Here is a 24710-nt window from a genome sequence, read left to right as displayed (position 1 = left end):
TCTGGTACAGTTTTTTTATGCGAAATAGAGAAAAAGAAACGAAACAGTTCTTTGTGGCGTTGCTACTTCTGTTGCTTGGGTTTGTGAGTTCAAGATTTACCAGCTATATGATCGATATGTACTATCCATCTAGAGCATCTGCAGTAGACCTTATACATGAATTCCTGCCATACATCCAATCTCTAGAGATCGTAGCTGATATCGGCGTATTGGTAGCATTTTTCCTATTGATTAGCTATATACGAAAAGCTCCGGAACAAATCTACAAGATCATGGCATCATTTGGAGTGATGTATTGTGTTCGCGCGATATTGAACATAGCCACCCCACTCGGAAAACCACTCGGAAATGAGATATCTCATGGGATCCTAAAAAAATATTTTCATCAAGCAGGTATGTTTCCATCAGGTCATACAGCATTTGTATTTATCGTATTCTTTGTGATACCTCCCAAGTACAAAACACTTAGAACACTTGCTCTGCTAAATGGTCTGATCGAGGTGATATCGATGGATCTCTCTTGGGGACATTGGACGATAGATATTGCTGGTGGGATCATGTTAGCCTACTGTGTGTATAGGTTTGTGGAGAATTACGGAGAATGGTTCTTGAGAGAGAATGTTCAGTTGAGTATCGATCAGTAGTAAAGATATTCTGAGGTATCGTCTGTGATCTCGATATAGGATCTATGATCTGATGACGAAATTGGAGAATTACATATCTCATAAACATACGCTGGTGGTTTCGGATCACAATCAGCAATTTTGATATACCCACCGTCATTAAATGATCGATATATTTCGAGTTTTAATACTAGGCGATACAGGGGCAACGCTCGGGTCGCTTCGCTCCCCTCGCTAGATACATGTGGAGGTATGTGCCACATGTATGCGAACCACACACTTCGTGTGAGATTGATTCCCGACCACCCAGACCATGTAAAACCCGGCTTAATTGTATTTTTGTGGTGCTATTGGGGTCTGTTATTTAGTAAATAGTAGTGAACAATTCTCATCTTTCTCCCAAGTGTTAGTCCATTATGGATGTTAATTTTCCTCTTCATTTGACTAAACATGCCCTCTGTTGAATTATTCGTGCTCGGGATCCATTTGGATGTCTTATACACAAATAAATACTGTGTGAATCTGAGTAAACTCTGGTATGCTTTTACGGTTCTCTCTTTAGTATATCTCCATCTGTTGTCTCTTGGATCTATATATCCTTGTACAAGCTCATCTGCATAAACCCTATACCAATTAAACAACTCTTTATGTAATTGGTATGGAGTTAATGTTTCTATTTTGTACCAGATATTCCATAAATCTATATTTACTTGGAGGTTAGGATGCCTAGTTAAATACCTGGCTAATATCTTAGCCATATGAAAGTGACACATCTGTATTGGAGTAGTACCAAAGCTGTTGTAGAAGGATCTTCTGCCATCTACAACAATCCCTAAGATACTAAAACCTTTCTCAATTAATTTCTTATACATGTAGTCATATGGATCTTGTTTTTCTCTTTCTACGAATACCCACAGTAAGTTCTCCTTGTTAGTTATATCCCTACATACACTAACTCCTAGATCGCCAAACCAAGTCGTGTCGAAAGAGATTACACAGGTTCTAGGTATTAATTCAGGAAAGTCGAAAGTTATTTGGTCTATCTCTTTTTGTATTGTTCTTGGGTTTAGTTCTAGTTGCTTGTATGTTTGTTTACCGAAGACGTATTGATCTAAGATGCTTGTTGTTTTACGAGGTTTGTTTTGAAATCTGATTCCACAATCTTTGCATTTGTAACGTTGTTTCCCATGACGATCTAAGCCATCTTTCTTTGTATTTTTGTCCCCACATTTAGTACATTTTTATTTCGCATAGTTAATAACTCATTAGTTTTGGCTGTAATATACAGTAAACTACGCTTTTTAGCACCACAAAAATACAATTAAGCCTAAAACCCCACCTTTCGGTGGGGGTTTACATGGTGGGCGATACAGGACTCGAACCTGTGACCCCTACAGTGTCATTGTAGTGCTCTAACCAGCTGAGCTAATCGCCCATAACTGACGGATATTTTATACGGATAATTATTATTATTCAACTGTCAGCCTAATGAAAGAGGTTCTCAATTATGGAGAATAATAATCCCTCGATCTTATGGTCTGGACATTTTTGTTATTCAACAGCCCTACTAGACTAGCGTTTCGCTTCGCGAGACCCAATGATAATTCCCAAGCTAATGCATGGGGGATTCAGTTTTGTTCATAATAAACTTAAGAAAGCGGACAATAATGTAGGAAAGCTGACAATATGGTCGGTCGAAGATGTTTACGACTTGTGTATCAGATGTGTTGAGTGGCTAATTATCTGATCAAATCTTGCTATTTTACCTGCCTATTGGAAACCACTTGATCGATCAGGCCGTATTCCTCTGCTTCTTTTGCCGTCATATAATGGTCACGATCTGCGTCTTTCTCTATCTTTTTCACACTTTGTCCAGATGCTTTTGATAGGATCTCATACAATCTCTGTTTCTGCTTGAGCATATGTTCTGCATGTATTGCTATATCAGAGGCTTGACCTTCGATACCTGGTGTCAAGGGCTGATGTATCAAAATTTCACTGTGAGGTAGCGCAAATCTTTTACCCTTCTTTCCTGCTGATAATAATACCGCTCCCATTGAAGCTGCCATCCCTACACATGTGGTCGATACATCACAGCTAATATAGTTCATTGTATCAATGATCGCCATACCTGCTGTGATCTGACCCCCTGGGGAATTTATGAACATTTGGATGTCCTGTTTTGGATTTTCTTTTTCAAGGAATAGTAATTGGGCAATTATTGTATTGGCCATATTAACTTCTATCACATCTGTTACAAAGACGATCCGGTCTTTTAGTAGGCGAGAATATATATCATATGCTCTCTCGCCTCTCGCTTCTGATTCGATGACTGTAGGTATTAACATTGGTTAATTTAAAAATTTTATATTTATCTTACTTAGCTTTCTTCTTTGTTACGTCTTTTTTGGCTTTATCCGAAGTTTCCGGTTTCTTCTCTTTGCTTTTCGTTGTTTCTACCTTTGATCCTTTTGTGGTTGCTTTCTTACTCTCCTGGTCGTTCTTTTCATCATTCCCAAAAAAATCTTCTCCGAAAACTTCTTGTAGAAATTGTCGATATGCTTTCTGTTTTCTCATATAGGTTTTTATCTGTTCCTGCCATTGTGGGTCATCATAAGCGCTCTCATCGAATTCCATCGGATGATCATGTCCTTCATGGTCATGGCGATATTGTGCTTCTGCAGCTTTCTTCATAGCTTCTATCTCTGACCTGAGCTCATCAGCTTCAATAACGATATCTTTCTTGTCTGCATAGATCCTTAGAACAACATCGTTCTCTAGTGCCTCTTTAGCATCCTTCAACCACATTTCCTTCAACTCCTCGTGTCGGAGATCTCTTTCTTTAAGAAAATCACGCATGCTCATTTTTGCCGCATCAAGGTCTCTTTGAAATGCTTCCTCACGTTGTTGTGCTTCAAATACTATAGCTGCTTGGGGTATTTCGATCTTGGACACCTTTACAGCCTCGCGCATTGCATCACTTGCAGCATTTTGATCCAAGATACTTCTCTTCTGTTGCATGATCAGTTCTTTTATCTTTGCTCTTAAGTCGGCTAAAGATCGTACATCATCGAATTGATACAACTTTGCTATCCTGAGTGCCCATTCGTCATCCGGCTTCTCCTCTTTTTTGGGATCGTGTGTTGTGGCATTGTTCTTGAACATCGTTTCAAGTGTCTGATCTATCTCTGTCTCTTTCACATCGGGTTTCTGCTGTTCGACCTTGATCTTTTTTGTGTCTGCAAGGTCAAAGTCAGGCATAACTGTAACCTTTACTGTGAATTTGATACCTTCTCCTACTTTCAATTCTCCAAGATCTAGGTATTCTGGTGGTGCTACCGGTTGTAGTTTTTCTTTTATGATCGCGGCATTTACATAGTATGGAGCGATCCTTTCAAATGTTTCAGCTAGGACCAGATCCCTCATTTTTGGTTCGATCATCTCCTTTGGGGTTTTCCCTTTTCTGAAACCCTTTAGATTGAGATCTTTGGATTTTGTTTGTAAAAGTTGTTCGTATGATTTTGCAAATGCATCTGCAGGGAGATCCATTTTTAATATGATCTCATGCTTCTTCGAGCTATCGTCCTCTCTACTGTAAAAATCGTCCATGGATAAGCGTTTATAAAGTTACAAGATGTTTGCAGTAGGAAATAACTCCGTACTGTAAAAACGTGAGTATTCTATATATTTCTGTAGGCTTTGTCCAGTTGACCTACTACTACTAATCTCTGTTTTGATGTCCACAGGGGGGTACAAGTCACTAGAGTGATCCGATGGTCATTGTGATCTGCAAGGATACTGCGGTCATTTTTCTCAACAACTTTTGTTTCTGTGACAGTATAAGTGTATTCGATCCCTCCTTGCTGTGTGATCGTGATCTTGTCGCCTATCTTGATCTTGTCAAGATTGAAGAACGTATTTGTGCTTGGAGGCAATTCTGCAAATCTATGGCCAATCACAACCATATTACCTTTTTCTCCAGGTCTGACTGAAAGAGGGAAATGCCAAGGACCTCGTTCCATTGCAAATGCATCTTCCCCGTCTCTTATGGGAGCATTGATCCTAGCGGACTCTATGTTCAACGTAGTTGATATAGGCTCTAATCTCTGAGCTACCGTTCCAGAGTTCTGGAAACGAGCTAATACTTCAGGAGAAACATATTCCAGTGAGTTGCTGTTGTCAAAATCTGCTTCGTAATCAACAAGTGCCTTTGAAGGCGCTAATGTTGTAAATAGATGTAATGTAACACTTCTTGTTTTTCCTTGAGGATCGAACGACTCTTTTGCCAGAACTATATCATTATAGTTTGGATATACGATCAGAAGGAGTGCCCCTATGAATGGTAGAGGGGTAATAAATAGACTTAATGTTTTAAGAAAAACTTTTCTTGTTCTTGTGCGATTCATCTTGGCTGATATTATACCAGACACATACGCTTATTGCATTTATTATAGGATTAGGTTAAAATCCTTTTGTAATAAATTGATCAAAGTTTCGGTTGATGAAACCAACTACAAAAGGTACGGATACTAGAAATCAGTCTGTTGACAAGAAGATGGTCGATAAGGTCAATCAGCAAATGGCTACAGAAGAAGATAGTTTGATGGCCAAGATCATAGGTTTTGGGTTGATACTTCTTGGTGCAGCATTCATTGTATTAGCAGTTGTTGTCGTAGTGCTTTCAAGAAGGACTGCCGAGATCGATGAGTCTCTTGAAGTCCCCACACTCAAAGCAAATCTATATACAAACGAGGAAGTGACAGCAGTTGAAGGTACTACCTCACCAGATGGTGAAGTAATGTTCTTTATCGATGGTGAAGAATCTGATGTCGTTGCTACTGCAGACTCAGATGGTGAATTTTCTGCAGAATTAACATTGCCCAACGAGGAGGGAGTGTATGATATCCAAGCTGCAACAGTTGAAGGATTCCCTCTAAGAAATAGAAGCAAGAAGTCAGATATCTCAAGTATCACTTTAGATAAGACAGCTCCTTCAGCAGAGGCTGAATTTGACTACGATCCAATTTCACAGGATGGAAAATTCGATCTCTCAGGAACAGTCGACCCAAATGCTATTGTCAGACTTTCTGCTCCTGATGGTGTTGAGTATTACACCTCAGCTAATGAAGACGGGAAATTTAATTTCGAACAGATCAAGTTAAATGCTAAAGATACTGAATATAATGTCACTTTGGTAGATGAGGCAGGAAACGAAAGAGAATTAGCCCTCAAACTTGAAGTCTCATACCCAGCATTTGTAGAACCGATCGCCTCTGGTGACGTAAATGGAGATGGTGTGGTTGATGATGCTGACGGTGATCTGAATGGTGATGGTGTTACTACTGGTGACGGTACAGTAGCAGGTGTCACTGATACTCCTGATCTTCCTGAAGCTGCTGGTGAATTAGATGCAGCCATGGATATATTAGGTGGGAACACTCTAATGCTTATCTTAGGATTGATCGCAGTAGCAGTATTTTCACTCAATAGCGGAGTTGTTGCAGTCAAACTAGGTTCAAAGAGATAAAGGTCAATTGATGGTCACACGTTTGACCTTTGACTTGAAATCACCTTGGTAAACAGCGATATGGAGTTCCCTAACTAGGAACTCCATATTTATTTGTTGATCTGTTATCTGATCAGCTGATGATGGTGTACTTGATGTCCTGAAGAGGATATTCAATTTATCTCCTATCATCCCAGTGATAACTGCTTTGGATGCCAGAAGGGATTTGATGTCTTGTGCTGAGAAGTATGTATAGAAGTTCTGTCCATCAGCTCCTTCATGTGGCGGATGAGTATGCATATTGAAAAGATATTTGACCTCAATTTGACGAGGAACTTTCTTTTCATAAACATCTTTACGACTATAAAGTTTGTCATTCAAAAAAACTTCTTTTCTGAGATATCCTTTATGTCTAGATGCTGAGTACAATACGGACACATTACTTTTTGGTGTGACAGCTTTACGATTTCCCATGATATCCGAAGAAAGTATCAGATCTCCATCAGCCCAGAAAACTGCTATCGCTCGTTCAAATCCATCAGCTCTAGTGTATTTGTATAGCTTGATGACACGTTTCCAGAAATCCTCTGTAAAAGAGATCGCTTCTGGCAACTCATACTCAGCAGGAAATCTACCCGCATCTTGCCATGCACGGAGATTGTTATATAGCTTGAAAAAACTTATTGAATCCGATGATCCAAAATTCTTGAATAGATCGAACATGAGAATTCACTATCAATAATTAACTTATCCAGTATAATCGAAGAATAGTTTGATTTGAATCATATTAACACATGGAGTTACTTCGCAAATATTCAGCTGAGGGAATGCTCATATTCCTCTGCATATATCTACTTGGGGCATTTACTGGTCCGCTCCTACAAAAGTTTGGTCACCCTGAACTTGGTCAGAAAGTGACAGCTATATATCGCGTCTTTTGTCATCAAAGGGTCGAGAGATCGATGTTCATACTCGGACAGGAGGGATTTATCAGATTTTATTCACTAGACGAACTTGAAGCTAAGGGTGTCATTCCGGCTGAAAATCCCTATGTACCAAAAGCTCTATCTACATCTATCTATGGGCATCCGTATGTCGGAAATGATCAGGTAGGTTATAAGGTGGCTTTGTGTATAAGGGATCTAGCTATCTATGTGGCTCTCGTTGCATTTGGGTTGATTTATATATTGAAATACCGAATAAGTGGTAAGGATCTACCGTACACATTCAAATGGGGTTTGATACTGGCTCTAATGTTACCGATGATGCTGGACGGTGGGTTCCAACTGATCGCAGAGATCTTTGATCTATCCTGGGTTCCGGATGCGTATTTCGCTAGTATATGGAAAAGGATCATAACCGGTGGACTCTTTGGGGTCGGATTCGGGATGTTGATATTCCCAAATCTAATAAGTAGCAACAATATGTTATATAATAAGCAAGAAGATCGTTAGATAACTTGAGGGTAATTTTTGTATGACAGAGAAAAAGAAAGCAGATATGGTCGTTGTTGATATTTCTTGGAATACAATTTTTAGGATATTGGTGACGATATTTGCACTAGCACTGATCTACAGAATATTCCCTATCATCGTATTGGTATTTTTTGCATTTGTCATAGCATCTTCGCTGATCCCATTAGTTTCGACATTAGAGAGAAAGAAAGTTCCTAAGGTGCTTGCTGTTGCTGTAACATATATCGGTATGCTACTGATCGTCACTTTCATCTCTTTTGCTGTTGTCAGACCGATCACAATCGAGCTGAATGTGGTTTCAAGCGATATACCTGGCTTTATTGAAAATCTCCTCACAGACTCGGCGGATTTTTTGAGTAAAATTCCATTTATTGATGTCAAAGAGAGTGAGTTAAGGACGAGCCTACAAAATTTCTATGATAACAATATCTCCGGAACGAACTTCATCAGCTCGTGGTTTTCAGGAGCTGACGAGACTATTAGTGCACTTTCGAGTATTGGTGGTTTTGCTAGCTCGCTGTTCTTCATGATCATTCTTTCTGTCTATATAATTCTTGAGCATGACTCATTTATCGCTATACTTCTTCTGCGGATCCAAAATGAGAAGCGAAAGACTCTCGTCACAGAATTGATCGTTGAGGTTGAACAGAAGTTAGGTACATGGTTACTTAGTCAAGGTGCCTTGATGTTGATAATCGGTACTTTGTCATTTATTGTGTTATCGATCATTGGAGTGAAGTTTGCATTGCCTTTAGCCACCATTGCGGGATTATTAACCGTCATACCTACTCTAGGACCGATATTCTCCTCTCTTCCGGCAATATTTGTCGCATTACTGACATCTGGTTTTGGATCTGCGATCGCTGTGGCGATTGGTTATGTACTGATCCAACAGATCGATAATGTATTCATCACACCCAAGATAATGGGTAATGTTGCTGGGTTGAAGCCGATTGTCGTTGTTGTTGGGATCTTGATCGGTTTCACTTTAGGTAGTGTGACTGGTGCGGTATTGACTGTACCTATACTTGTACTATTAAAGATCGCATATGAATTTTTCTTTAAGTTGCAGAAGCTTAATAAGATAGGACAACTTTAACCGCTAACTTATAGCCCGAAGATACTTAGCCCCAGTGTCATACTGTGCTAGAATGTGATGTATACTGGATTGCATAGGCTGTTTGTTTTCTGGCACTTCAGTACATTCAAGTAAGTTCTTATAGCACTGCCCTAGGATGTTTGGCTTTTCAAAAGATTCGAATGAAGCAAATGAGATGAATGTGTATTTTCACGAAGATCACTCTTCTAAAGAAGTTCGTGAAGATACTGTCGGACGTAAAGGGATGAGTCTGTTCAAACTCCGTGACATGGATGTTCCGATCCCCGACTTCTTTGTGATCTCGCCTAATGTATATCGCGACTTTCTTTTTTCTGCATTTGATAGAAAATTAGGCAAATTATTAGAAAAAGTAAAGGATCCTGATGTTAAAGAATTAGAGAAGATGATACTGTCTACTGATTTTGATGATATGGTCAGAGATGATCTGATCAAGGCATACTCAAGATTATCAGGCTTCTCAAACGCATGGGTAGCAGTCCGATCCTCAGTGGTATATCCTGTAGATTCAAGTGTGAGCTTTTCAGGTATATTTGGCACCGAATTAAGTGTTAGAGGATTAGATCAATTATTTGCCGCTATCAAGCAGGTTTACCTGTCTGTATTCAAAGAAAGAGTAGTCCTGTATTCCAGAGATAAGAATGTCGATGTATCTTCATTGCAGATGGCTGTAGTTATACAACGTATGGTGCAACCGGAGGTATCCGGTATCGCCTATACTGTAGACCCTGTCACAGGAGATAAGGGCTCAATGAGCATAGAGGCAGTTTTTGGGCTTGGTGATGTTATCACCGAAGGTGCGATCACACCAGATAGATATTCATTGGAAAAGAAACATCTCGATATTGTAGAAAAACATATCTCACCTCAAGAATGGATGCGTATACGCAGACCTTCTGATAAAAAGGTAGGTGCTGGTGATGATTTCCAGAAGATACAGATCTCACGTTCATGGAGTCACCAGCAGAAATTAGAGGATCCGCATCTGATCGATGTTGCAAAAGTATGTCTAATCATCGAACATCAAGAAAAGAAAGCACAGATCATAGAATGGTGTTGGGAATCAGGTAATGTATGGATACTGCAATCAAAACCGATCTCTGATCCTGCAAGTGAATTTGCCACACAAAATGTCGCTCAGAAACCTATCGAGACGGATAGTGTTTATGATATCGCAGTAGATATCATGAAAGAGGAGCTTTCAGAAAGGAATGCTGCAATACAGCGTTCAGAACAGCTACAACCGAAGTCAGAAGATGAAACATCCGAAGAACCTGTCGCACCTACTACTGAAGAGATCGCAATTCAACAGAAACAGATAGAAAAGATCGAAAAGAAAGTCCAACAGATGGATGAAAGAAGGCAAGCGAAGAAGGATAAGGCTGTCGAGAAGAAAGTAAAGGATCAACAGAAAACAAGGGCAGAAATGGGCTTACCAATATCTCCACCAGCAAGTATCACTCAATTCCTGCTTTCTGGTATTGGCTCAAGTGTAGGTATAGTTATGGGGAAGTTATCTGTGATAGATGGTGCCTCAAAGATCTCAAATGATATATATACCAAAGACGACATCCTCCTGATAAAGAATTTCAACAGCTCTTTGGAACCCTTCGTGATGCAGGCTGGAGGTGTGATCATGGATGAAGGTGGATTGACCAGCGATGTATCGATATTGTGTAGGGAGCTTAATGTACCAGCAGTTGTTGGTACGGGATTGGCCTCTACGCTATTGAGGGATGGTGATTATGTCAAGATCGATGGAAATGTCGGTAGTATATACAAAATTGTAAGAAAAGAAGATCTTGAACCACAGAAAAAGGAGGTCGAAGCAAAATCTGCTCCAGTGGTAAATGAAAATGAGAAGACGAGTGATCTAGATCTCGAAAAGGTGGCTGAGGATACGATCAAAGCATCTGTCACCCCTGAAGTACAAAAGGACGCTACAGACCGATATATTCCTACTGCAACAAAGGTTTTACTATTGCCCGGTCAAGCTACACTCTCTGCCGATCATAAGGATCTCAATGAATATGTAGACGGGATTTCATATATAGATCTAGAAGCCTTTATGCTTGAGGCTGGGCGTCATCCGTTGGCTTTTGTAGCTGAGAAAAAATTCAAAGAATATTCGAAACAGTTTGAGTTGATCCTAGACGAGTATTCTGATAATGCTGAGGGCAAGGAGGTAGTAGTTGCTTTAGGTTCTGCTACTGTTGGTCAGATGCGAGGACTTACTAAGGGATCTTCTTATGAGGACGCAACATTGGATCAAGATCTTTTTGGTGCTCAGCGATTAGTACGTTCAAAGGAACTGCTCAACAAAGAGTTGGAGATGATCAGAAGGGTAAGAAATGTGTACAAGAGTAGAAATGTTTCTGTAGCTATACATGCACCATCCAACATTCAAGCTATAAAGGAGGTTAAAAAAGAGTTGACCAGCAATGGTTTGAAGAGAACAGGTACTTTCAATGTTTACGTGATAATAGATTCAACCTCTGAAATAATACTGATCGATGAGATCGTTAGTGCAGGTATCGACGGAGTGATAGTAAACACACCACTTATCGCAAGACAACTTCAAGGACTTTCAAGATTTGATAAAAATGCTAAATATGATCTTGGGACGAATAGCCTATGGAATATCATCTCAGAGTTACTTGAGAAATTAAAGGATTCAAGAATAAAAGTCTCAGTAGTCACAGATGATAATGTTTCTCTCGTCAAGAACTGCGTTAGATCAGGAGTCAACGGCATAATAGTATCGCCAGAATACGCAAAAAGGATGAAGCAATTCGTAGCTGACGAAGAGGCGAAAATGATCTTGAGCATGGAATGACCTTGCTACTACACCTCTGATCTATGTCCTCCTGAATTTCTTATATGCTATACTCACAGCATGAAGGAAACGCCTATGATGAGGCAATACAACAGCTTCAAGAAGCAATACCCAGACAAGATCCTGTTATTTAGGATGGGTGATTTTTACGAAACTTTTGGGGATGATGCAGTTAAAGCCTCAAAGATACTGAATATAACATTAACCACTCGGGATAAAAATAGCGACCCTACTCCACTAGCTGGTTTTCCTCATCACGCAATTGACCAGTATTTACCAAAGATCGTACAAGCCGGGGAGTGTGCAGTCGTTGTTGAACAGTTGGAGGACCCGAAATTCGCTAAAGGGATAGTCAAACGTGGTGTGACTAGAGTTGTAACACCCGGAACATTAGATGGTGATCTAGCTACCCAGGAGAGAAATCCGTATCTATTGTGCTTACGCACTAATGGCAATCATTTAGGTATATCATATTGTGATATATCTACAGGTGAGTTGAAGGTAAGTCGAACTAATTATGATCAGCGATCAGTGGAACATGTCATCTCATCCCTAGACCCTGCCGAAGTAATCCTATCAGAGGATGAGAATATACTAAAATTGAATTTCGAAAATATTCAGATATTTGGGAGTCTACCTAAGAATAAAAAGGAACTGAAGGATCGGATTGCATCCTTTTTCGGGATAAGAGGTATAGACGGATTGGGGATATCTGATGATATCGTACTGCTTGAAGCGCTTTATACTATCCTTGACTACATTGAGGACACCCAAAAAAGTAGACCCGAGCATATATCCAATCCCAAATTAGTCTCTTTTGACGATAAAATGATCCTTGATATTTCTACGATCCGTAATCTGGATCTGCTTCGAAACTCTCAAACCGGTTCAAAAACTCACAGTCTCATGGGTATCTTAGATGAAACACTTACACCGATGGGTAATAGGAGATTGCATAGCTGGATCCTAAATCCTTTGGTTGATAGAGAAAGTATTTTGGAAAGGAGTGAGCGGGTAGATGAGCTATTCTCTTCACCTACTGAACTTTCTGAGGTACGAGCAATCTTGGCAGAGATAAATGATATCGAGCGTATTGTTGGAAAGATCGGGTTGAACAGGGTTAATCCAAGAGATCTGAAAGCTCTACAATTATCACTTGAAAGAACAGCGACTTTGGAGGATCAATTGAAAAACCAAAGGTCGACACTTAAAGCCTTTTCTAGAGGGGTTAAAAGGGCTCAGCTTGATAAAGTTGTCGAAATAATAGATCAGAGTATCAAGGATGACCCACCTGCAAATATCAGTGAAGGAGGATTTATCAAAGCTGGTACAAATAAAGAGCTTGATGATATAAGAGAGTTAACTACAGGAAGTAAGGACTGGTTAAAGGAATTAGAGAAGTCCGAGCGCGAGAAACACCAGATACCATCTCTAAAAGTCCGGTTCAATAAGGTATTTGGATATTTTATCGAGGTGACCAAAACACATGTCGATAAAGTACCCCAAGAGTATATTCGAAAACAAACATTAGTAAATTCTGAGAGATACATCACAGAAGAATTAAAGATCAAAGAGGACCTTATCCTGAATTCACAAGAGCGTATCAACTCAATAGAATTAGCAGAATTTAATAAGCTCAGAACAGAATTGCTCCAGTATATTGATGACCTCAAACTCTGTGCAGTTGCACTTTCAGAGCTTGACGTAATCCAATCATTTGCCTATGTAGCTTCTTCATATGACTATGTTCGCCCTACCCTTTACGAGCATGGTTCGAACGGATCACCAATCAATATCGTTTCGGGTAGGCATCCAGTGATCGAGAGACTAGTTGAAGATACATTCATTTCAAACGATACGGCGATGAGTGTTGAAAGCGAAAGGATGATCATCATCACAGGACCCAATATGTCGGGTAAATCGACCTATATACGACAGGTTGCTCTAATTGTCCTCATGAGTCAGATCGGTTCATTTGTTCCTGCTAAGCAAGCAGATATATCTGTCACAGATAGGATCTTTTCTAGGGTTGGAGCAAGTGATGATCTTGCTCAGGGAAGAAGTACGTTTATGGTCGAAATGGAGGAGTCTGCAAATATTTTGAACAATGCAACTGAAAAAAGTCTGATAATTCTCGACGAGGTAGGTAGAGGAACTAGTACCTATGATGGAGTGAGCATTGCATGGGCATTAGTTGAATTTTTGGTAAGTAGTATCAAAGCACGAACATTGTTTGCGACTCATTATCATGAACTAACTGTGCTTGAACAGGAGTGGCCCGGGATCGTTGCAAATTTCAATGTAGAGGTACAGGAATCGGGAGAAGAAGTGATATTTATGAGGAAGATCGTAAGAGGTGGAACAGATAAGAGCTATGGTATCTATGTCGCTCAGATGGCTGGTTTACCTAAAGAGGTTGTGAATAGAGCCAATGAGATCTTAAGAGGTTTGGATGTTCAATTAGGTGGTGATATTGATAAGAAAGGATCTGTAGAAAGAGTGATCCAGAAACCCGAAGTACAATACAAATTGTTTGATGAGAAAACCTCACATGTTGAACAATTACTTGAAAAAGCTGATCTGGACAATCTCACTCCTCTCCAGGCATTAGAACTACTCGTAAAATTGAAAGGATCATTGGGATCCAAGCAGGTAAAACCCTAATCCCCTCCTACATCGGATCATCTCAAAACTTGTTTCCTGCCGTATTTTCTTTTTCAATAGGGTCATCGCAACTCTCACACTATTTTGATCAGAAGGATATCCATTCGTAGCAAACATTTTCGAGATCTCCTCTAAAGGGCGGAGGCCTTCATTGGTCAAGAAATAGTGAGCTAAAAGGGTCTGCTTCTGCGAGAGGAACACTTTGTAACCATTGATGGTCAAACTATTCTCATAGGTATCCAACTCGTAATAACCTCTACGGATAGTATGAGCCTCTTTGAGTGTATTGAGCGGAAATATCAAAAGTTCTATCTTGTTTGCCAACTCGGCCGGATGAAAAGGTCTTGGTAACACGTCATCAGCTCCCAACTCGATCCAATGGATACGTTTGTCCGGATCGATCTGGGTTAGAAAAATGATCTTGAAGGTTCTTTTCTTCACCATTATCATTGGTAAGACACGTCTTCTGTCCTTAATGGCGATCTCTTCATCCACTATCACCAGATCCAGAGGCCATGCGTCAAATCTGATCTTGAACCCTTGGTAGTTATTAGAGACCATGACATTAATATCCTTACTATGAAGATGTCTCTTCAATTCAGTAATTAAACTCTCGGAAGGGGTCAGAAACAGAGCGTTCTTACTTGGTTGTGTATCTAGATCAGTTTGCATATTCTGATGGTATATCACACACCTTGCAAAAATCTTGCAACTTTATGAAATTTCCTGAATATATGTGAAAAATCAGGTGTGAAGTTAGAGTGTTTTGGTGTCGCAAATACCTCAACTGAGGGAGTTTTGTAAGATGAGCCTTGAAGATTTTAGAGGGAATGTGATCTTTTAAGACTGAAGCTCAGAGTATGCGATGTTCTTCTGTTCTCCCGTAGAAAGGTCTTTTAGGGTATATGTGTTAGATCTGATCTCCTCTTCACCGAGAAGGATAACAAAACGAAACCTTTTTTTGTCAGCATACGACAAGGCCTTACCAGGTTTGATCAATGAAAGACCTCTTTCTACTATCTTACCCTCTGATCGGAGTGACTTTGCTAATAATTCGCATTGAGTATCATATCTCTCGTCTATCAGAGGTAGGTAGTACTTATCAGTTTTTGAACTCTCTAATTGATCCAACAACCCCCAACTTTCGAGGAATAGTTTTATGGTCTCATCTCCAGGTGCACAACCAACAGCAGGTATATCCTCCGAACCAAATATTGATGAAAGACCGTTATATCTCCCTCCTCCAAAAAGAGAGCGCAGGTTGCTAGGGTTGTTATCGAATACCTCAAACACCATTCCATCATAGTAGTCAAAACCTCTGATGATATTTGGCTGAAATTTTATCCAATCCCCATAACCCATTTTAGTGAGTGATATGATCAGGCTATTAACATCCTTTAATCCAATAGTGTCTTTCAATTCGGGAAACTCAGCAAGAAGACCATCCATCTCGGTTAATTCCATAAACTTTCCGATCTTCTCTATAGCGTTTTGATCTGCACCAATCTTCTCAAGCCTTTCTTCAAGATCCGGAAGTGTTAACTTCTCCCACTTGTCCATTATCCTGATAGCTTCTGTGACAGCATCATCCTCGATCTTGATAGATCTCAATAGCTCATCAATAAGCTTCCTGTGATTGAGAAACAAAGTAAAGCTACCTTTAGGTGGCTCGAATGAAAGCATTATCTCAAGAGCGATCTGGAGTATCTCTAGATCAGCAGATATCCCCTCTGCTCCAAAAATATCATAATTCAATTGCCAGAATTCGCGATTCCTACCTCGTTGGGGTTTCTCTGCTCGCATAAAGTTTGCAATTGAAAAATACCTTATCGGTTTTGTTGTTGTTTCATATATCTGGCTGACCATTCGGGTTACTGAGGGTGTCATCTCTGGGCGTATTGCTACAACTCGACCTGCTCTATCAGTGATCGTCATCAGCTCTCTACCTCCAAGATCCTCACCGGACTTGGCTTGGAACAATTCGATAGGTTCTACCAGTGGACTAAGGTACTCTTCATATCCAAATCTGGTACACACATCCCTCCATACATCGAAAATGTATTTTCTGATGGTAAATTCTTGTGGGAACCAATCAGCAGTTCCTTTATAAGGCTTGTTAGCAAGTTTCATATCACGAGAGTATAACAAAAAAACCAGAAGGTGTGGATGTTTGCGGTCTTATCTACATTGATCCGAATCTTGTTATGAGATCAATGTTTATGTGGTATATATTACCTTGTTATATAGCGGATCTTTCGTAAGGTATATAATATGTTTGTCATCGGAGATATTTTTGAATAAACTGGAGGTATGTATAGCTATAAACGAGATATCCTGATAAGTGTCAAAGAGGATGTACAAAATCATTTAGCAGAAGGTGATCAGATAGTAGACTTCTTTGAGGTCGTGCCGATAGATCACAATATATTTGATCGTTCCTCCCCTATTTTGTATCTGACACGAACCAGTTTAGTACTTGTATATGACGAGATCCTTGAAATATATGAACTTAATGATCTAGAGATCAATTTCGTTGGCGAGATGCCTAGATTTACGATCATAAATCAATTGTTGGAGCGAAATCTTGTATATCAAGATGGGATCGATACCGGTCTCTTAGAGTTGCGTGATTCAGAGTTTATTCTTAAACTCTCGATCATCGAGGAGAAACAGGTTTCTAAGGATTTCGTTTGTCGTGAAGGTCCTCTTGTCCAGAAGTCTATAAAGACATGGGCGATGGGAAGGATCATCATGAATCAGAAAGCAGGTATGCAGTATGATCCCAGGCTCAGGGAGATGTTGCAAGGCAACTTTGTCGGATTTAATCAGAAAACCATCCTATACTTTGCAATTGTTGCATCGATTTATCTTCTGATGAAGGTTACCCTGATCCCTGTACTACCAGAGATGTTCGGTTCTGTGTTTGATGTGCTGTTTGGGTTGATACTATTATTTATGGGTGTATGGCTCTATTTAAGTTTGAGTAAAGCACTAGAAAGGGATGGAGTTGTTTTTCGAGCATATACTCCTATAGATGATCCGAAAATTTAATAAAAATTACTGTGACTATTTAACTCTCTTCTCGTATAATCATTAACTATGAAATATCGTGTTGGAATGTCAGACAAACGGACAAGATCGAAGTCCGTCAATAATCGTAAAAAAGCTGGTTCTTTAGGTAGGATCAGTACAAAGGCATTTACTGCATCGAGTGTATCACAACGAAGAGGAAAAGAACGTAAAGGCTTACGCAAGTACTCTAAACTGCGAGTTGTAGGTAGAGGTGTACCATCTTCAAAAGGGCGTACAAACACTACATCACCTATCTCACGGTTTACCGGAGCAAAATCAAAGTTCAAAAAGATCGCTGGGAGATCCGTTGCCGCTCTTGTGACGGTCGGATTTATCCTGACTGTTGTTTCAATGATAGCTTTAGGCTTGTATTTAAAGAACCTAGAATCCTCACTACCCGATCCAAACAAGCTTGTTGATAGGTCATCCGATCAAAGTACCATCCTTATGGATCGTAACGGTAAAGAGCTATTCAAGATCTATGGGGATGAAAATCGTCAATTCGTGAAAATAGAAGATATTCCTGATGTTACGAAATGGGCCTTACTAGCTGCAGAAGATGTCGAATTTTATCAACATAAGGGAATGGATTGGAAAGGGATCTTCAGATGTGGGATCCTCTCAGTACAAAGCTACCTGAGCGATGGCTCAAGTGGAGGTTTGTGTGGAGCAAGTACGATCACCCAACAGCTTGTGAGAAACACTATCATGTACGATGTATATGGTGATGAAGCCTTTGAAAGAAGTAGTTTCTTTACTGCTGCAAGGCGAAAGCTCAGAGAGCTCCTGCTGTCTATGCAGGTCGAACAGACTTTGACAAAAGATGAGATCCTTCAGTTGTATATGAATGAGGTTGCATTAGGAGGTGTGAATTACGGTTTTGAGGCAGCTGCCCAATCGTATTTCGGAAAGAGTGTGAAGGAACTGGATCTTGCAGAATCATCCATGTTAGCAGGAATTATTCAGCAACCTTCAATATTATCACCATTATTTGGTATCAATCCTGAAGGAGCACCTGCAAGACAGAAATACGTACTCGACCAGATGCTCAAGTATAAAGATCTAACAGGAGTCACAGAGGAGGAGATCAGCGCAGCAAAAGAGGAGGAATTAAAATACTCATCAGGAGCAATAGATATTGAAGCATATCACTTTGTTTTCTATATAAAGCAGATCCTTGAAGAGGAATTCGGACAGGAGGTTGTTGAACGAGGAGGATTGAGGGTCACAACAACATTGGATCTTTCTACACAAAGGATCGCACAGGAGGAGATCACGAATGGTATCCAGAAGTATGGAAATAATCTCGGTGTATACAATGGCTCTATGGTTGTACTTGATCCAAACACCGGTCAGATATTAGCAATGGTAGGCTCAGTGGATCCTAATATCACAGATGATCCTAGGATAGATGGAAATGTAAATATAGCAACTTCTTTGAGGCAGATGGGTTCATCATTCAAACCCTACGTGTATCTAACTGCTTTTCAACAGTATGGACCTTGGTTTGAGGCTCCGGATATCCCAATGAACTTTGGTAACTACAAACCCGTGAACTGGGATGGAAAGTATTATGGATTGATGACAGCAAGGGAAGCATTGATCAAATCAAGGAATATCCCTGCGAACTATACATTGCAGATGATTGGGATAGATTCGGTGTTACAAACCGCCGAGAAGGTAGGTATAACAACATTGACCGATCGAGCTAATTACGGATTGAGTCTTGCACTTGGAGCTGCTGAAATGAAGTTGCTCGAACACGCCCAAGGTTTCTCTGTATTTGCGACAGGAGGGATAAAAAGAAATGCGACAGGTATCCTGAAAGTAGAGAATTCGAAAGGAGAGGTGTTGGAAGAATATAAACAAACCGAGGGTGAGCGTGTTTTTGATGAGAAAGACGTTTATCTACTAAATTGGGTGCTTTGTGATCTTGGAGGTTTTGGGGATCAGCCATTCGCATATCAGTATAATCTGAATGGTAGAAGGGCTATATGTGGTAAGACCGGAACGACAAATGGTCCGAAAGACTTAGTTTCAATTCAATATCATAAAAATCTTGTAGTTGCTATATGGGCAGGAAACAATAACGGAGAGGAAGTCCCAGGAGCATGGAGTACTACCGTACCACTCCCTATCGCACATTCATTTATGGAGCGTGTTTCAGGCAAATATCCATCTGAATTACCTACTAGACCAGCAGGTATCCTCGCAGCAACTGTATGTAATGAAACTGGACGTTTAGCCGATAAAGATACCAACTGCAAGAAAGTACCTACGATCTATGTCCAAGGACGTGGACCAAAAAAAGATGACAGGGAAGAGCTACTGATCTGTAAATCCAATAATCTCGTCGCTACAAATACCGAGGAGGCCAAGAAATTTACCGAAACTGATGGGAAGTATACCCTACTCGATACAAAGTGGTTATTGAATTTCACAATGGAGAATGCAAGTCAGCAGAACAGCTATAAGAATTATGTAGAAAAAGATTCGAACCTTCTCCTCGAAAGACCGGGAGATGGTGTATGTCCTCTTCCCTTAGGTCCGGGTAATGCACCTATAATTGAATTCGTGTCTCCAGCTGATGGAACGAGTGTAAATACTGGTGGTAGTATAGATGTTTCTGCAACAGCAAGAGCTGAGGGAGAAATCGATTATGTAGAATTTAGATTTGGTGGTACTCTTGTTGGTGGTAGGATAAACTCTGCTCCGTTCGAAGCCAGTTTTGTAGTTCCCGATGTGCCATCTGGCAACGTTAGTCTTACTGCAAAAGTTGTTGATGATAAAGGAAGGACTTCAACGGCGACTATCACGATCAAGGTGACAAATACTACTCCTGTTAAGAGTATTCAGTTTCTCACGCCTGCTGATGGCGCAACCTTTACCCTCCCGGTAAAACAGGAATTATCAGTGCAGGTATCTGGATTTGATCCCGGAAATATCCAATTCACTATCTCTGGACCTGGGGCATATAACTGGTCATCAGCTGGTATCAATGCAGGGAGTGGTGTTTGGTCTGTCAAGTGGGAAGAAGGCATTCTTATCCCAGGAGAATACTTTATAACAGCGTCTTCTTCAGGTGTTAATAAGCAGATCAAGGTAAAGGTGAACTGATCTCCACAGCTTTTTCTCAATGGCATGGCTTATAATAATTATCTTGTTGACAGACCTACTTCTCTGTATTATATTGATCTTAGGTCCTCACGAACCTCGTGTGTGTCCGTCGCTCTCCTTCGGGTTTGCGGCAGTGGTAGTTCGGTTTCTACCACCGACTGCACTTCGGTGCCTTCGGTCACACTTCAGGCCACCCTCACGGGTGGTTTCGTGTTTTTAGTAGCATGACCTTCCTATTGTGATCAATGTCCCCTTTATATTTTCCACTTTTTAGGTAGTTCGACGGATATGAAGGAGATTAGATCCCGGAAATAATGAGAAAGGGTCATTGGTGCTATATGTTTCATTTATGCTATATAGGCAACGTACGACATATACGCAACGTAAGACATGTACGCAATGTGCGACATATACGCAACGTACGACATATAGGCAACGTACGACATATAGGCAACGTAAGACATGTACGCAATGGGAGCAATGTGTTTAATGGATGCCATGTACGATAAGCATGCAAAAATATACAAAATACCCAATGTAGGATGTGTAGGTAACGTAGCCCATCAGTGTACTGTTTCCCTTGATAAGATCCAGAGATCAAGCTGATTACTCTACAGTCTCAAATGCCAGGGAGGCTACTCCTTTACCGTGGCATTGGTTTCTCTTCTGACAGCTCTCACAATACGTTTGATAATTTCTTTCGCATCATCATTCGTTAGCGTTCTTTGTGAGTGGTTCAGGTTGACTCTCAATGTGATCTGCTTCATTCCTTCTTTTTTCTGGTCTTCGGATCGATAGATATCTACAGCTTCAATTTTGGAATTTAAATTTTCCTCATGAAGTACTTTTTTCATCGGAACCTCAACTGCTGTGTATGGAACATCTGCGTCAAGAATGAAACATAGATCATAGCTAATGAATGGAAATCTCGAAGGTTCATTGTATTTTGATACTGATGAATACCATTCGACCAATTGCAACAGGTCTACCTCGAGATATAATGTTGTACGAGGTAGCTTGAGTTTCTTTACAAGTGTTGGATTCAATTCTCCTAGAAAGCCGACAAATCTATCGCCTACATCTGTTCTGAGTATGATCACAGCTGATGCGTTTTGGTCAAATAATCCGAGATTATCTTTATACCATTCTGGTATCAATTTCATATCCACTTTTGAAAGTGAGATCAGGTCGGTGTTTGAGATCGAGAGATTGGCAAGCAATTCGGTCCAGTATGCCTTCAGATGATAGTATCCTGCACCTGATATTTTAGGATCATACTGTTCATCAGCGATCACAATTCCCATTAGTTCAAGTTCGATCGGAAGTCCGTCTTCGGCCACATTATCCTTATGATGGGCTTTGTTGATCTCAAATAAGCCTACCCTACTATTTGTACCCAAGAGATTCTTTTTCACCTTGTCAAGCAGTGAAGGTGCTAAAGAGGGCCTCATAAATTCCAACTCTGGTGATAGAGGGTTTGTTAGTCTGTAGCTTTTTTCAGGTCGAAGATCGAGCCTCTCCAAATCTTTTAGAGATATAAAATTGTATGTAAGTACCTCGTTTAATCCTAGATCGATAAGAGAATCTCTAACCTTTGTTTTTAACCTGACCAAAGGATTTTGATCAACAGGGAGTAATGATCTCTTAGGTAAGGTTATCGGAATTTGATCATAACCACGTAGCCTGGCAACCTCTTCTTGGATATCTTCTTCAATATTTAGGTCTCTTCGGAAGGAAGGTATCTGAACCAGTAAGCCGGGATCTGTCTTGGTAGAAGTGAGCTCGACATTAGATAAGGTATCAATAACTTCTTGTCGTGAGAGTGATGTACCCAGTCTGCTGTTTAGATAGGAAAGATCAATTTGGATCTGGTCTTGTTTTTTGGATGTTCTACCCGGGTAAACATCGATAACTTCTGAAGCTGGTGTTCCTCCTGTCAGATCTATGACCATTTCGATAGCCATAGCTAATCCGGCAAGTGCAGCCTCTGGATCGAGTCCTTTTGAGAAGCGAGTGACTGCGTCGGTTGAGATACCCAATTGCATTGAGGATTTTCGATTATTGTACATATCAAAATTCGCGCTTTCGATTACGATATTCTTAGTATTTTCATCGATCTCTGTTTCTGAACCTCCCATTATCCCTGCAACTGCGATGGGATTTGTACTATCACATATAAGCAGGTTATCCTCATAAAGATCATGAGTCTGTCCATCCAGCGTTGTGATCTTTTCACCGGATCTCGCGGTTCTGACAGTAATATATGCACCATCTTTAGCATTTGGGTCTTTGCTTCGAAGTTTGTCATAATCAAAAGCGTGTAGTGGTTGACCGAGAAGTATCATAATGTAATTAGTTATATCTACTACGTTATTGATCGGTCTTAATCCTGATTTGATGAGCTTTGCCTTTAGCCAGATCGGTGAAGGTGCAACCTTGATATCTTTAAGGACAATTGCTGTGTATCGTTGGCATAGGGCTTCAGCTTCATTAGATACATGTAGTGATAGATCGTTAGTTGAATCAGTCAGGACTTTATCTAGGGTGGTTTGAGGCTCTGTAAACCATTGTGGGGATGTGAACGGCTTGCCTACTATACCTGAGACTTCCCTTGCTATTCCGATTATGCCAAAGCAATCCTGACGATTAGTGAGTGCCTTGTTCTCTATATCGATAACTGTGTCATCTAATTCTAATACTTCTGAGATCGGAGTGCCGGCTGACCTATCAGTTTGTATGACTAAAACCTTTGTATGGTCTGGACCGAGATCTAGTTCCCTTTCTGATGCAAGCATACCATTTGATTCCACTCCTCGAAGGGTTATAGCTTGAACCACTCCATCATGTTGTTCTGGTCTAGGATTGTAAGGGACTTTAGTGCCTGGTGGTATGTATGCGACTTTATCACCTTCTTTGAGGGATTTGTCACCAGCTACTACTTGGATACTGCTACCTGATCCGATATCTACCTGAAACACTCCCAAAGTGTCAGCGTTAGGGTGTGCTTCGGCTTTGTCGATCTTTGCTAAAAGGATCTTTCTGTATTTCTCATCTAGCTCCTCGACACTTTCCACCTCACCTAATTGTGAGCGGATCTTGCTGATCAATGTATCGGTGTCTGTCTCTACACCTGTTAGTTCTCTTATCCATTTCAAGGGTACTTTCATATCAATATCTTGCTAATTTATCATATTTTATCCTCTGAATTGACTGAGGAAGTTTAGATCACCGCTATGTAACCAGCGTATATCTTGTATCCCATACTTCAACATGACCAACCGATCCAAGCCAAAACCCCAAGCGAACCCAGAATATTCATTTGGATCTATACCTGCCTCCTTTAATACATTTGGATGGATCATTCCACAACCCATTATTTCCATCCAACCGGAACGTCCACATACGTTACATCCTGTTTTGTTACAAAACGGACAGCTGATCAGGTATTCTAGATCGGGTTCTGTGAATGGGAAAAATGCTGGCTGTACTTTTACATCTAATTCTGTCTCAAAGAATGCTTCAAGATAAGTTTTGATAGTGCCTATCATATCGCCAAGACTGATACCTTTATCAACATATACTCCTTCAACTTGGTGTAGTGTGTGTTCATGACTTGCATCAGTGGCTTCGTTCCTAAAGCATCTTCCTGGTATGACAGCTCTGATTGGGGGTGTTTTTGATCTGAGAACACGATTTTGCATGGTGGAGGTGTGCGCAGGAGGGATCAATCCTTCTTCAGTCCAAAAAGTATCCCAATTATCTCTAGCGGGATGTCCGGGAGGAAAGTTCAATGCTTCGAACATATTGTAGTCGTTATCCAGCTGTCTGGATTCTACGACCTCAAAACCCATTTGATAGTATATCTGGATAATATTCTCTAATTCTTGAGTGAGAGGATGTTTTGAACCCACACCATATCTTACATTGATGCTTTTTTTATCTTCAACATTGATATCAAATGGCGCCGTAACATCAAGTGGTGAATCGTGACTTGAGATCATCTTTGAACCAGCGGTCCTTAATTGTTCCATTCGCTCTTCTAAATAGGCTTTGATGAGATTTACCTGTTTTCCGTATTCTGCTCGGTCTTTCGGGTCAAGTTCTGATATCGATCTTAGTGCATTGGTGAGTGCTCCGTTCTTTGAAAGATACTTTTCTTTTAATTCAGTAGGATCCGGTTCATTGGTAAGATCTGATCCAAGTTCTGTGTATAGCTTCTTAAGTTTTGGGTCTTTGATATCCATATGTTTAGTGTATAACTTAATACATGTTAATAAAAAAGGGGCCTGGAAAAAAGGCC

General features: G+C 40.3%; 17 protein-coding genes and 1 tRNA gene. 8 read left to right on the top strand and 10 right to left on the bottom strand.

Annotated elements, in window-relative coordinates:
• Positions 1 to 17: 17 nt before the first annotated feature.
• Positions 18 to 644: a hypothetical protein gene (locus tag H6763_01555; protein MCB9803493.1), complete on the top strand. Its 627-nt coding sequence runs from the start codon at positions 18 to 20 to the stop codon at positions 642 to 644.
• Positions 645 to 970: 326 nt separating this feature from the next.
• Here the strand turns inward: H6763_01555 and H6763_01550 are convergent, their stop codons facing one another.
• The 5 genes from H6763_01550 to H6763_01530 form a co-directional block, all read right to left on the bottom strand.
• Positions 971 to 1495, bottom strand: coding sequence for a hypothetical protein (locus tag H6763_01550; protein ID MCB9803492.1), 525 nt, complete (start codon positions 1493 to 1495; stop codon positions 971 to 973).
• Between the two features lie 486 nt (positions 1496 to 1981).
• Positions 1982 to 2058 (bottom strand) — tRNA-Val (locus H6763_01545).
• Positions 2059 to 2380: 322 nt separating this feature from the next.
• The gene (locus H6763_01540) at positions 2381 to 2971 is read right to left on the bottom strand and encodes an ATP-dependent Clp protease proteolytic subunit (protein MCB9803491.1); all 591 of its coding nucleotides are present in this window, start codon (positions 2969 to 2971) and stop codon (positions 2381 to 2383) included.
• A gap of 28 nt (positions 2972 to 2999) precedes the next feature.
• The gene (locus H6763_01535; GenBank protein MCB9803490.1) at positions 3000 to 4232 is read right to left on the bottom strand and encodes a hypothetical protein; all 1233 of its coding nucleotides are present in this window, start codon (positions 4230 to 4232) and stop codon (positions 3000 to 3002) included.
• Positions 4233 to 4303: 71 nt separating this feature from the next.
• A complete protein-coding gene (locus H6763_01530; GenBank protein ID MCB9803489.1) occupies positions 4304 to 5029 on the bottom strand; it encodes a class D sortase in 726 nt (241 codons plus the stop codon).
• A gap of 95 nt (positions 5030 to 5124) precedes the next feature.
• Here H6763_01530 and H6763_01525 point away from each other — a divergent pair, with 95 nt between their 5' ends.
• Positions 5125 to 6150, top strand: a complete 1026-nt coding sequence (locus H6763_01525; protein MCB9803488.1) for a hypothetical protein — start codon at positions 5125 to 5127, stop codon at positions 6148 to 6150.
• 3 nt (positions 6151 to 6153) lie between these two features.
• Here H6763_01525 and H6763_01520 read toward each other — a convergent pair whose 3' ends face one another.
• Positions 6154 to 6852, bottom strand: a complete 699-nt coding sequence (locus tag H6763_01520; protein MCB9803487.1) for a hypothetical protein — start codon at positions 6850 to 6852, stop codon at positions 6154 to 6156.
• A gap of 71 nt (positions 6853 to 6923) precedes the next feature.
• Between H6763_01520 and H6763_01515 the strand changes: the two genes are divergently transcribed.
• The 4 genes from H6763_01515 to mutS all read left to right on the top strand — a co-directional run bounded on the left by H6763_01515 (position 6924) and on the right by mutS (position 14221).
• Positions 6924 to 7583 carry a DUF2085 domain-containing protein gene (locus H6763_01515; protein ID MCB9803486.1) on the top strand — a complete coding sequence of 220 codons (660 nt, stop codon included), beginning with the start codon at positions 6924 to 6926 and terminating at the stop codon, positions 7581 to 7583.
• A 22-nt stretch (positions 7584 to 7605) separates the two neighbouring features.
• Positions 7606 to 8703 (top strand): AI-2E family transporter, encoded by a 1098-nt coding sequence (locus H6763_01510; protein MCB9803485.1) that lies wholly within the window; start codon positions 7606 to 7608, stop codon positions 8701 to 8703.
• Positions 8704 to 8839: 136 nt separating this feature from the next.
• Entirely contained in the window at positions 8840 to 11557 is a 2718-nt protein-coding gene (locus tag H6763_01505) for a hypothetical protein (protein ID MCB9803484.1), read from the top strand.
• Between the two features lie 60 nt (positions 11558 to 11617).
• Positions 11618 to 14221 (top strand): DNA mismatch repair protein MutS, encoded by a 2604-nt coding sequence (gene mutS, locus H6763_01500; protein MCB9803483.1) that lies wholly within the window; start codon positions 11618 to 11620, stop codon positions 14219 to 14221.
• On the opposite strand, the gene H6763_01495 is transcribed toward mutS, so the two are convergent.
• Both H6763_01495 and hisS read right to left on the bottom strand, forming a co-directional pair.
• Entirely contained in the window at positions 14192 to 14893 is a 702-nt protein-coding gene (locus tag H6763_01495; GenBank protein ID MCB9803482.1) for a response regulator transcription factor, read from the bottom strand. The two genes, mutS and H6763_01495, sit on opposite strands and share 30 nt — an antisense overlap.
• Before the next feature lie 168 nt (positions 14894 to 15061).
• Complete coding sequence (gene hisS, locus H6763_01490; GenBank protein ID MCB9803481.1) at positions 15062 to 16351, bottom strand: histidine--tRNA ligase; 1290 nt, start codon at positions 16349 to 16351, stop codon at positions 15062 to 15064.
• Positions 16352 to 16531: 180 nt separating this feature from the next.
• On the opposite strand from hisS, the gene H6763_01485 reads away from it, so the two are divergent.
• Together H6763_01485 and H6763_01480 are read left to right on the top strand one after the other, a co-directional pair.
• The gene (locus H6763_01485) at positions 16532 to 17272 is read left to right on the top strand and encodes a hypothetical protein (GenBank protein MCB9803480.1); all 741 of its coding nucleotides are present in this window, start codon (positions 16532 to 16534) and stop codon (positions 17270 to 17272) included.
• Positions 17273 to 17320: 48 nt separating this feature from the next.
• The gene (locus H6763_01480) at positions 17321 to 20410 is read left to right on the top strand and encodes a transglycosylase domain-containing protein (GenBank protein ID MCB9803479.1); all 3090 of its coding nucleotides are present in this window, start codon (positions 17321 to 17323) and stop codon (positions 20408 to 20410) included.
• Between the two features lie 635 nt (positions 20411 to 21045).
• Here H6763_01480 and H6763_01475 read toward each other — a convergent pair.
• Positions 21046 to 23577, bottom strand: coding sequence for a phenylalanine--tRNA ligase subunit beta (locus H6763_01475; protein MCB9803478.1), 2532 nt, complete (start codon positions 23575 to 23577; stop codon positions 21046 to 21048).
• A 27-nt stretch (positions 23578 to 23604) separates the two neighbouring features.
• Positions 23605 to 24654, bottom strand: a complete 1050-nt coding sequence (gene pheS, locus H6763_01470) for a phenylalanine--tRNA ligase subunit alpha (protein ID MCB9803477.1) — start codon at positions 24652 to 24654, stop codon at positions 23605 to 23607.
• Between the last annotated feature and the right edge of the window lie 56 nt (positions 24655 to 24710).

The organism is Candidatus Nomurabacteria bacterium, assembly GCA_020632395.1.
Classification (GTDB): Bacteria; Patescibacteriota; Dojkabacteria; order SC72; family JAHDCA01; genus JACKFQ01.
The sequence above is the reverse complement of the archived record's forward strand: the minus strand, read 5'-3'. Positions and strand labels throughout refer to the sequence as shown.

Coding starts and splice junctions, on each gene's coding strand:
- hisS (MCB9803481.1), bottom strand. CDS start 16,351: ATGAAACTTGCTAACAAGCCTTATAAAGGAACTGCTGATTGGTTCCCA.
- H6763_01520 (MCB9803487.1), bottom strand. CDS start 6,852: ATGTTCGATCTATTCAAGAATTTTGGATCATCGGATTCAATAAGTTTT.
- H6763_01495 (MCB9803482.1), bottom strand. CDS start 14,893: ATGCAAACTGATCTAGATACACAACCAAGTAAGAACGCTCTGTTTCTG.
- H6763_01540 (MCB9803491.1), bottom strand. CDS start 2,971: ATGTTAATACCTACAGTCATCGAATCAGAAGCGAGAGGCGAGAGAGCA.
- H6763_01555 (MCB9803493.1), top strand. CDS start 18: ATGCGAAATAGAGAAAAAGAAACGAAACAGTTCTTTGTGGCGTTGCTA.
- H6763_01475 (MCB9803478.1), bottom strand. CDS start 23,577: ATGAAAGTACCCTTGAAATGGATAAGAGAACTAACAGGTGTAGAGACA.
- H6763_01525 (MCB9803488.1), top strand. CDS start 5,125: ATGAAACCAACTACAAAAGGTACGGATACTAGAAATCAGTCTGTTGAC.
- H6763_01510 (MCB9803485.1), top strand. CDS start 7,606: ATGACAGAGAAAAAGAAAGCAGATATGGTCGTTGTTGATATTTCTTGG.
- H6763_01505 (MCB9803484.1), top strand. CDS start 8,840: ATGTTTGGCTTTTCAAAAGATTCGAATGAAGCAAATGAGATGAATGTG.
- H6763_01515 (MCB9803486.1), top strand. CDS start 6,924: ATGGAGTTACTTCGCAAATATTCAGCTGAGGGAATGCTCATATTCCTC.
- H6763_01485 (MCB9803480.1), top strand. CDS start 16,532: ATGTATAGCTATAAACGAGATATCCTGATAAGTGTCAAAGAGGATGTA.
- mutS (MCB9803483.1), top strand. CDS start 11,618: ATGAAGGAAACGCCTATGATGAGGCAATACAACAGCTTCAAGAAGCAA.
- H6763_01550 (MCB9803492.1), bottom strand. CDS start 1,495: ATGTATAAGAAATTAATTGAGAAAGGTTTTAGTATCTTAGGGATTGTT.
- H6763_01530 (MCB9803489.1), bottom strand. CDS start 5,029: ATGAATCGCACAAGAACAAGAAAAGTTTTTCTTAAAACATTAAGTCTA.
- H6763_01480 (MCB9803479.1), top strand. CDS start 17,321: ATGAAATATCGTGTTGGAATGTCAGACAAACGGACAAGATCGAAGTCC.
- pheS (MCB9803477.1), bottom strand. CDS start 24,654: ATGGATATCAAAGACCCAAAACTTAAGAAGCTATACACAGAACTTGGA.
- H6763_01535 (MCB9803490.1), bottom strand. CDS start 4,232: ATGGACGATTTTTACAGTAGAGAGGACGATAGCTCGAAGAAGCATGAG.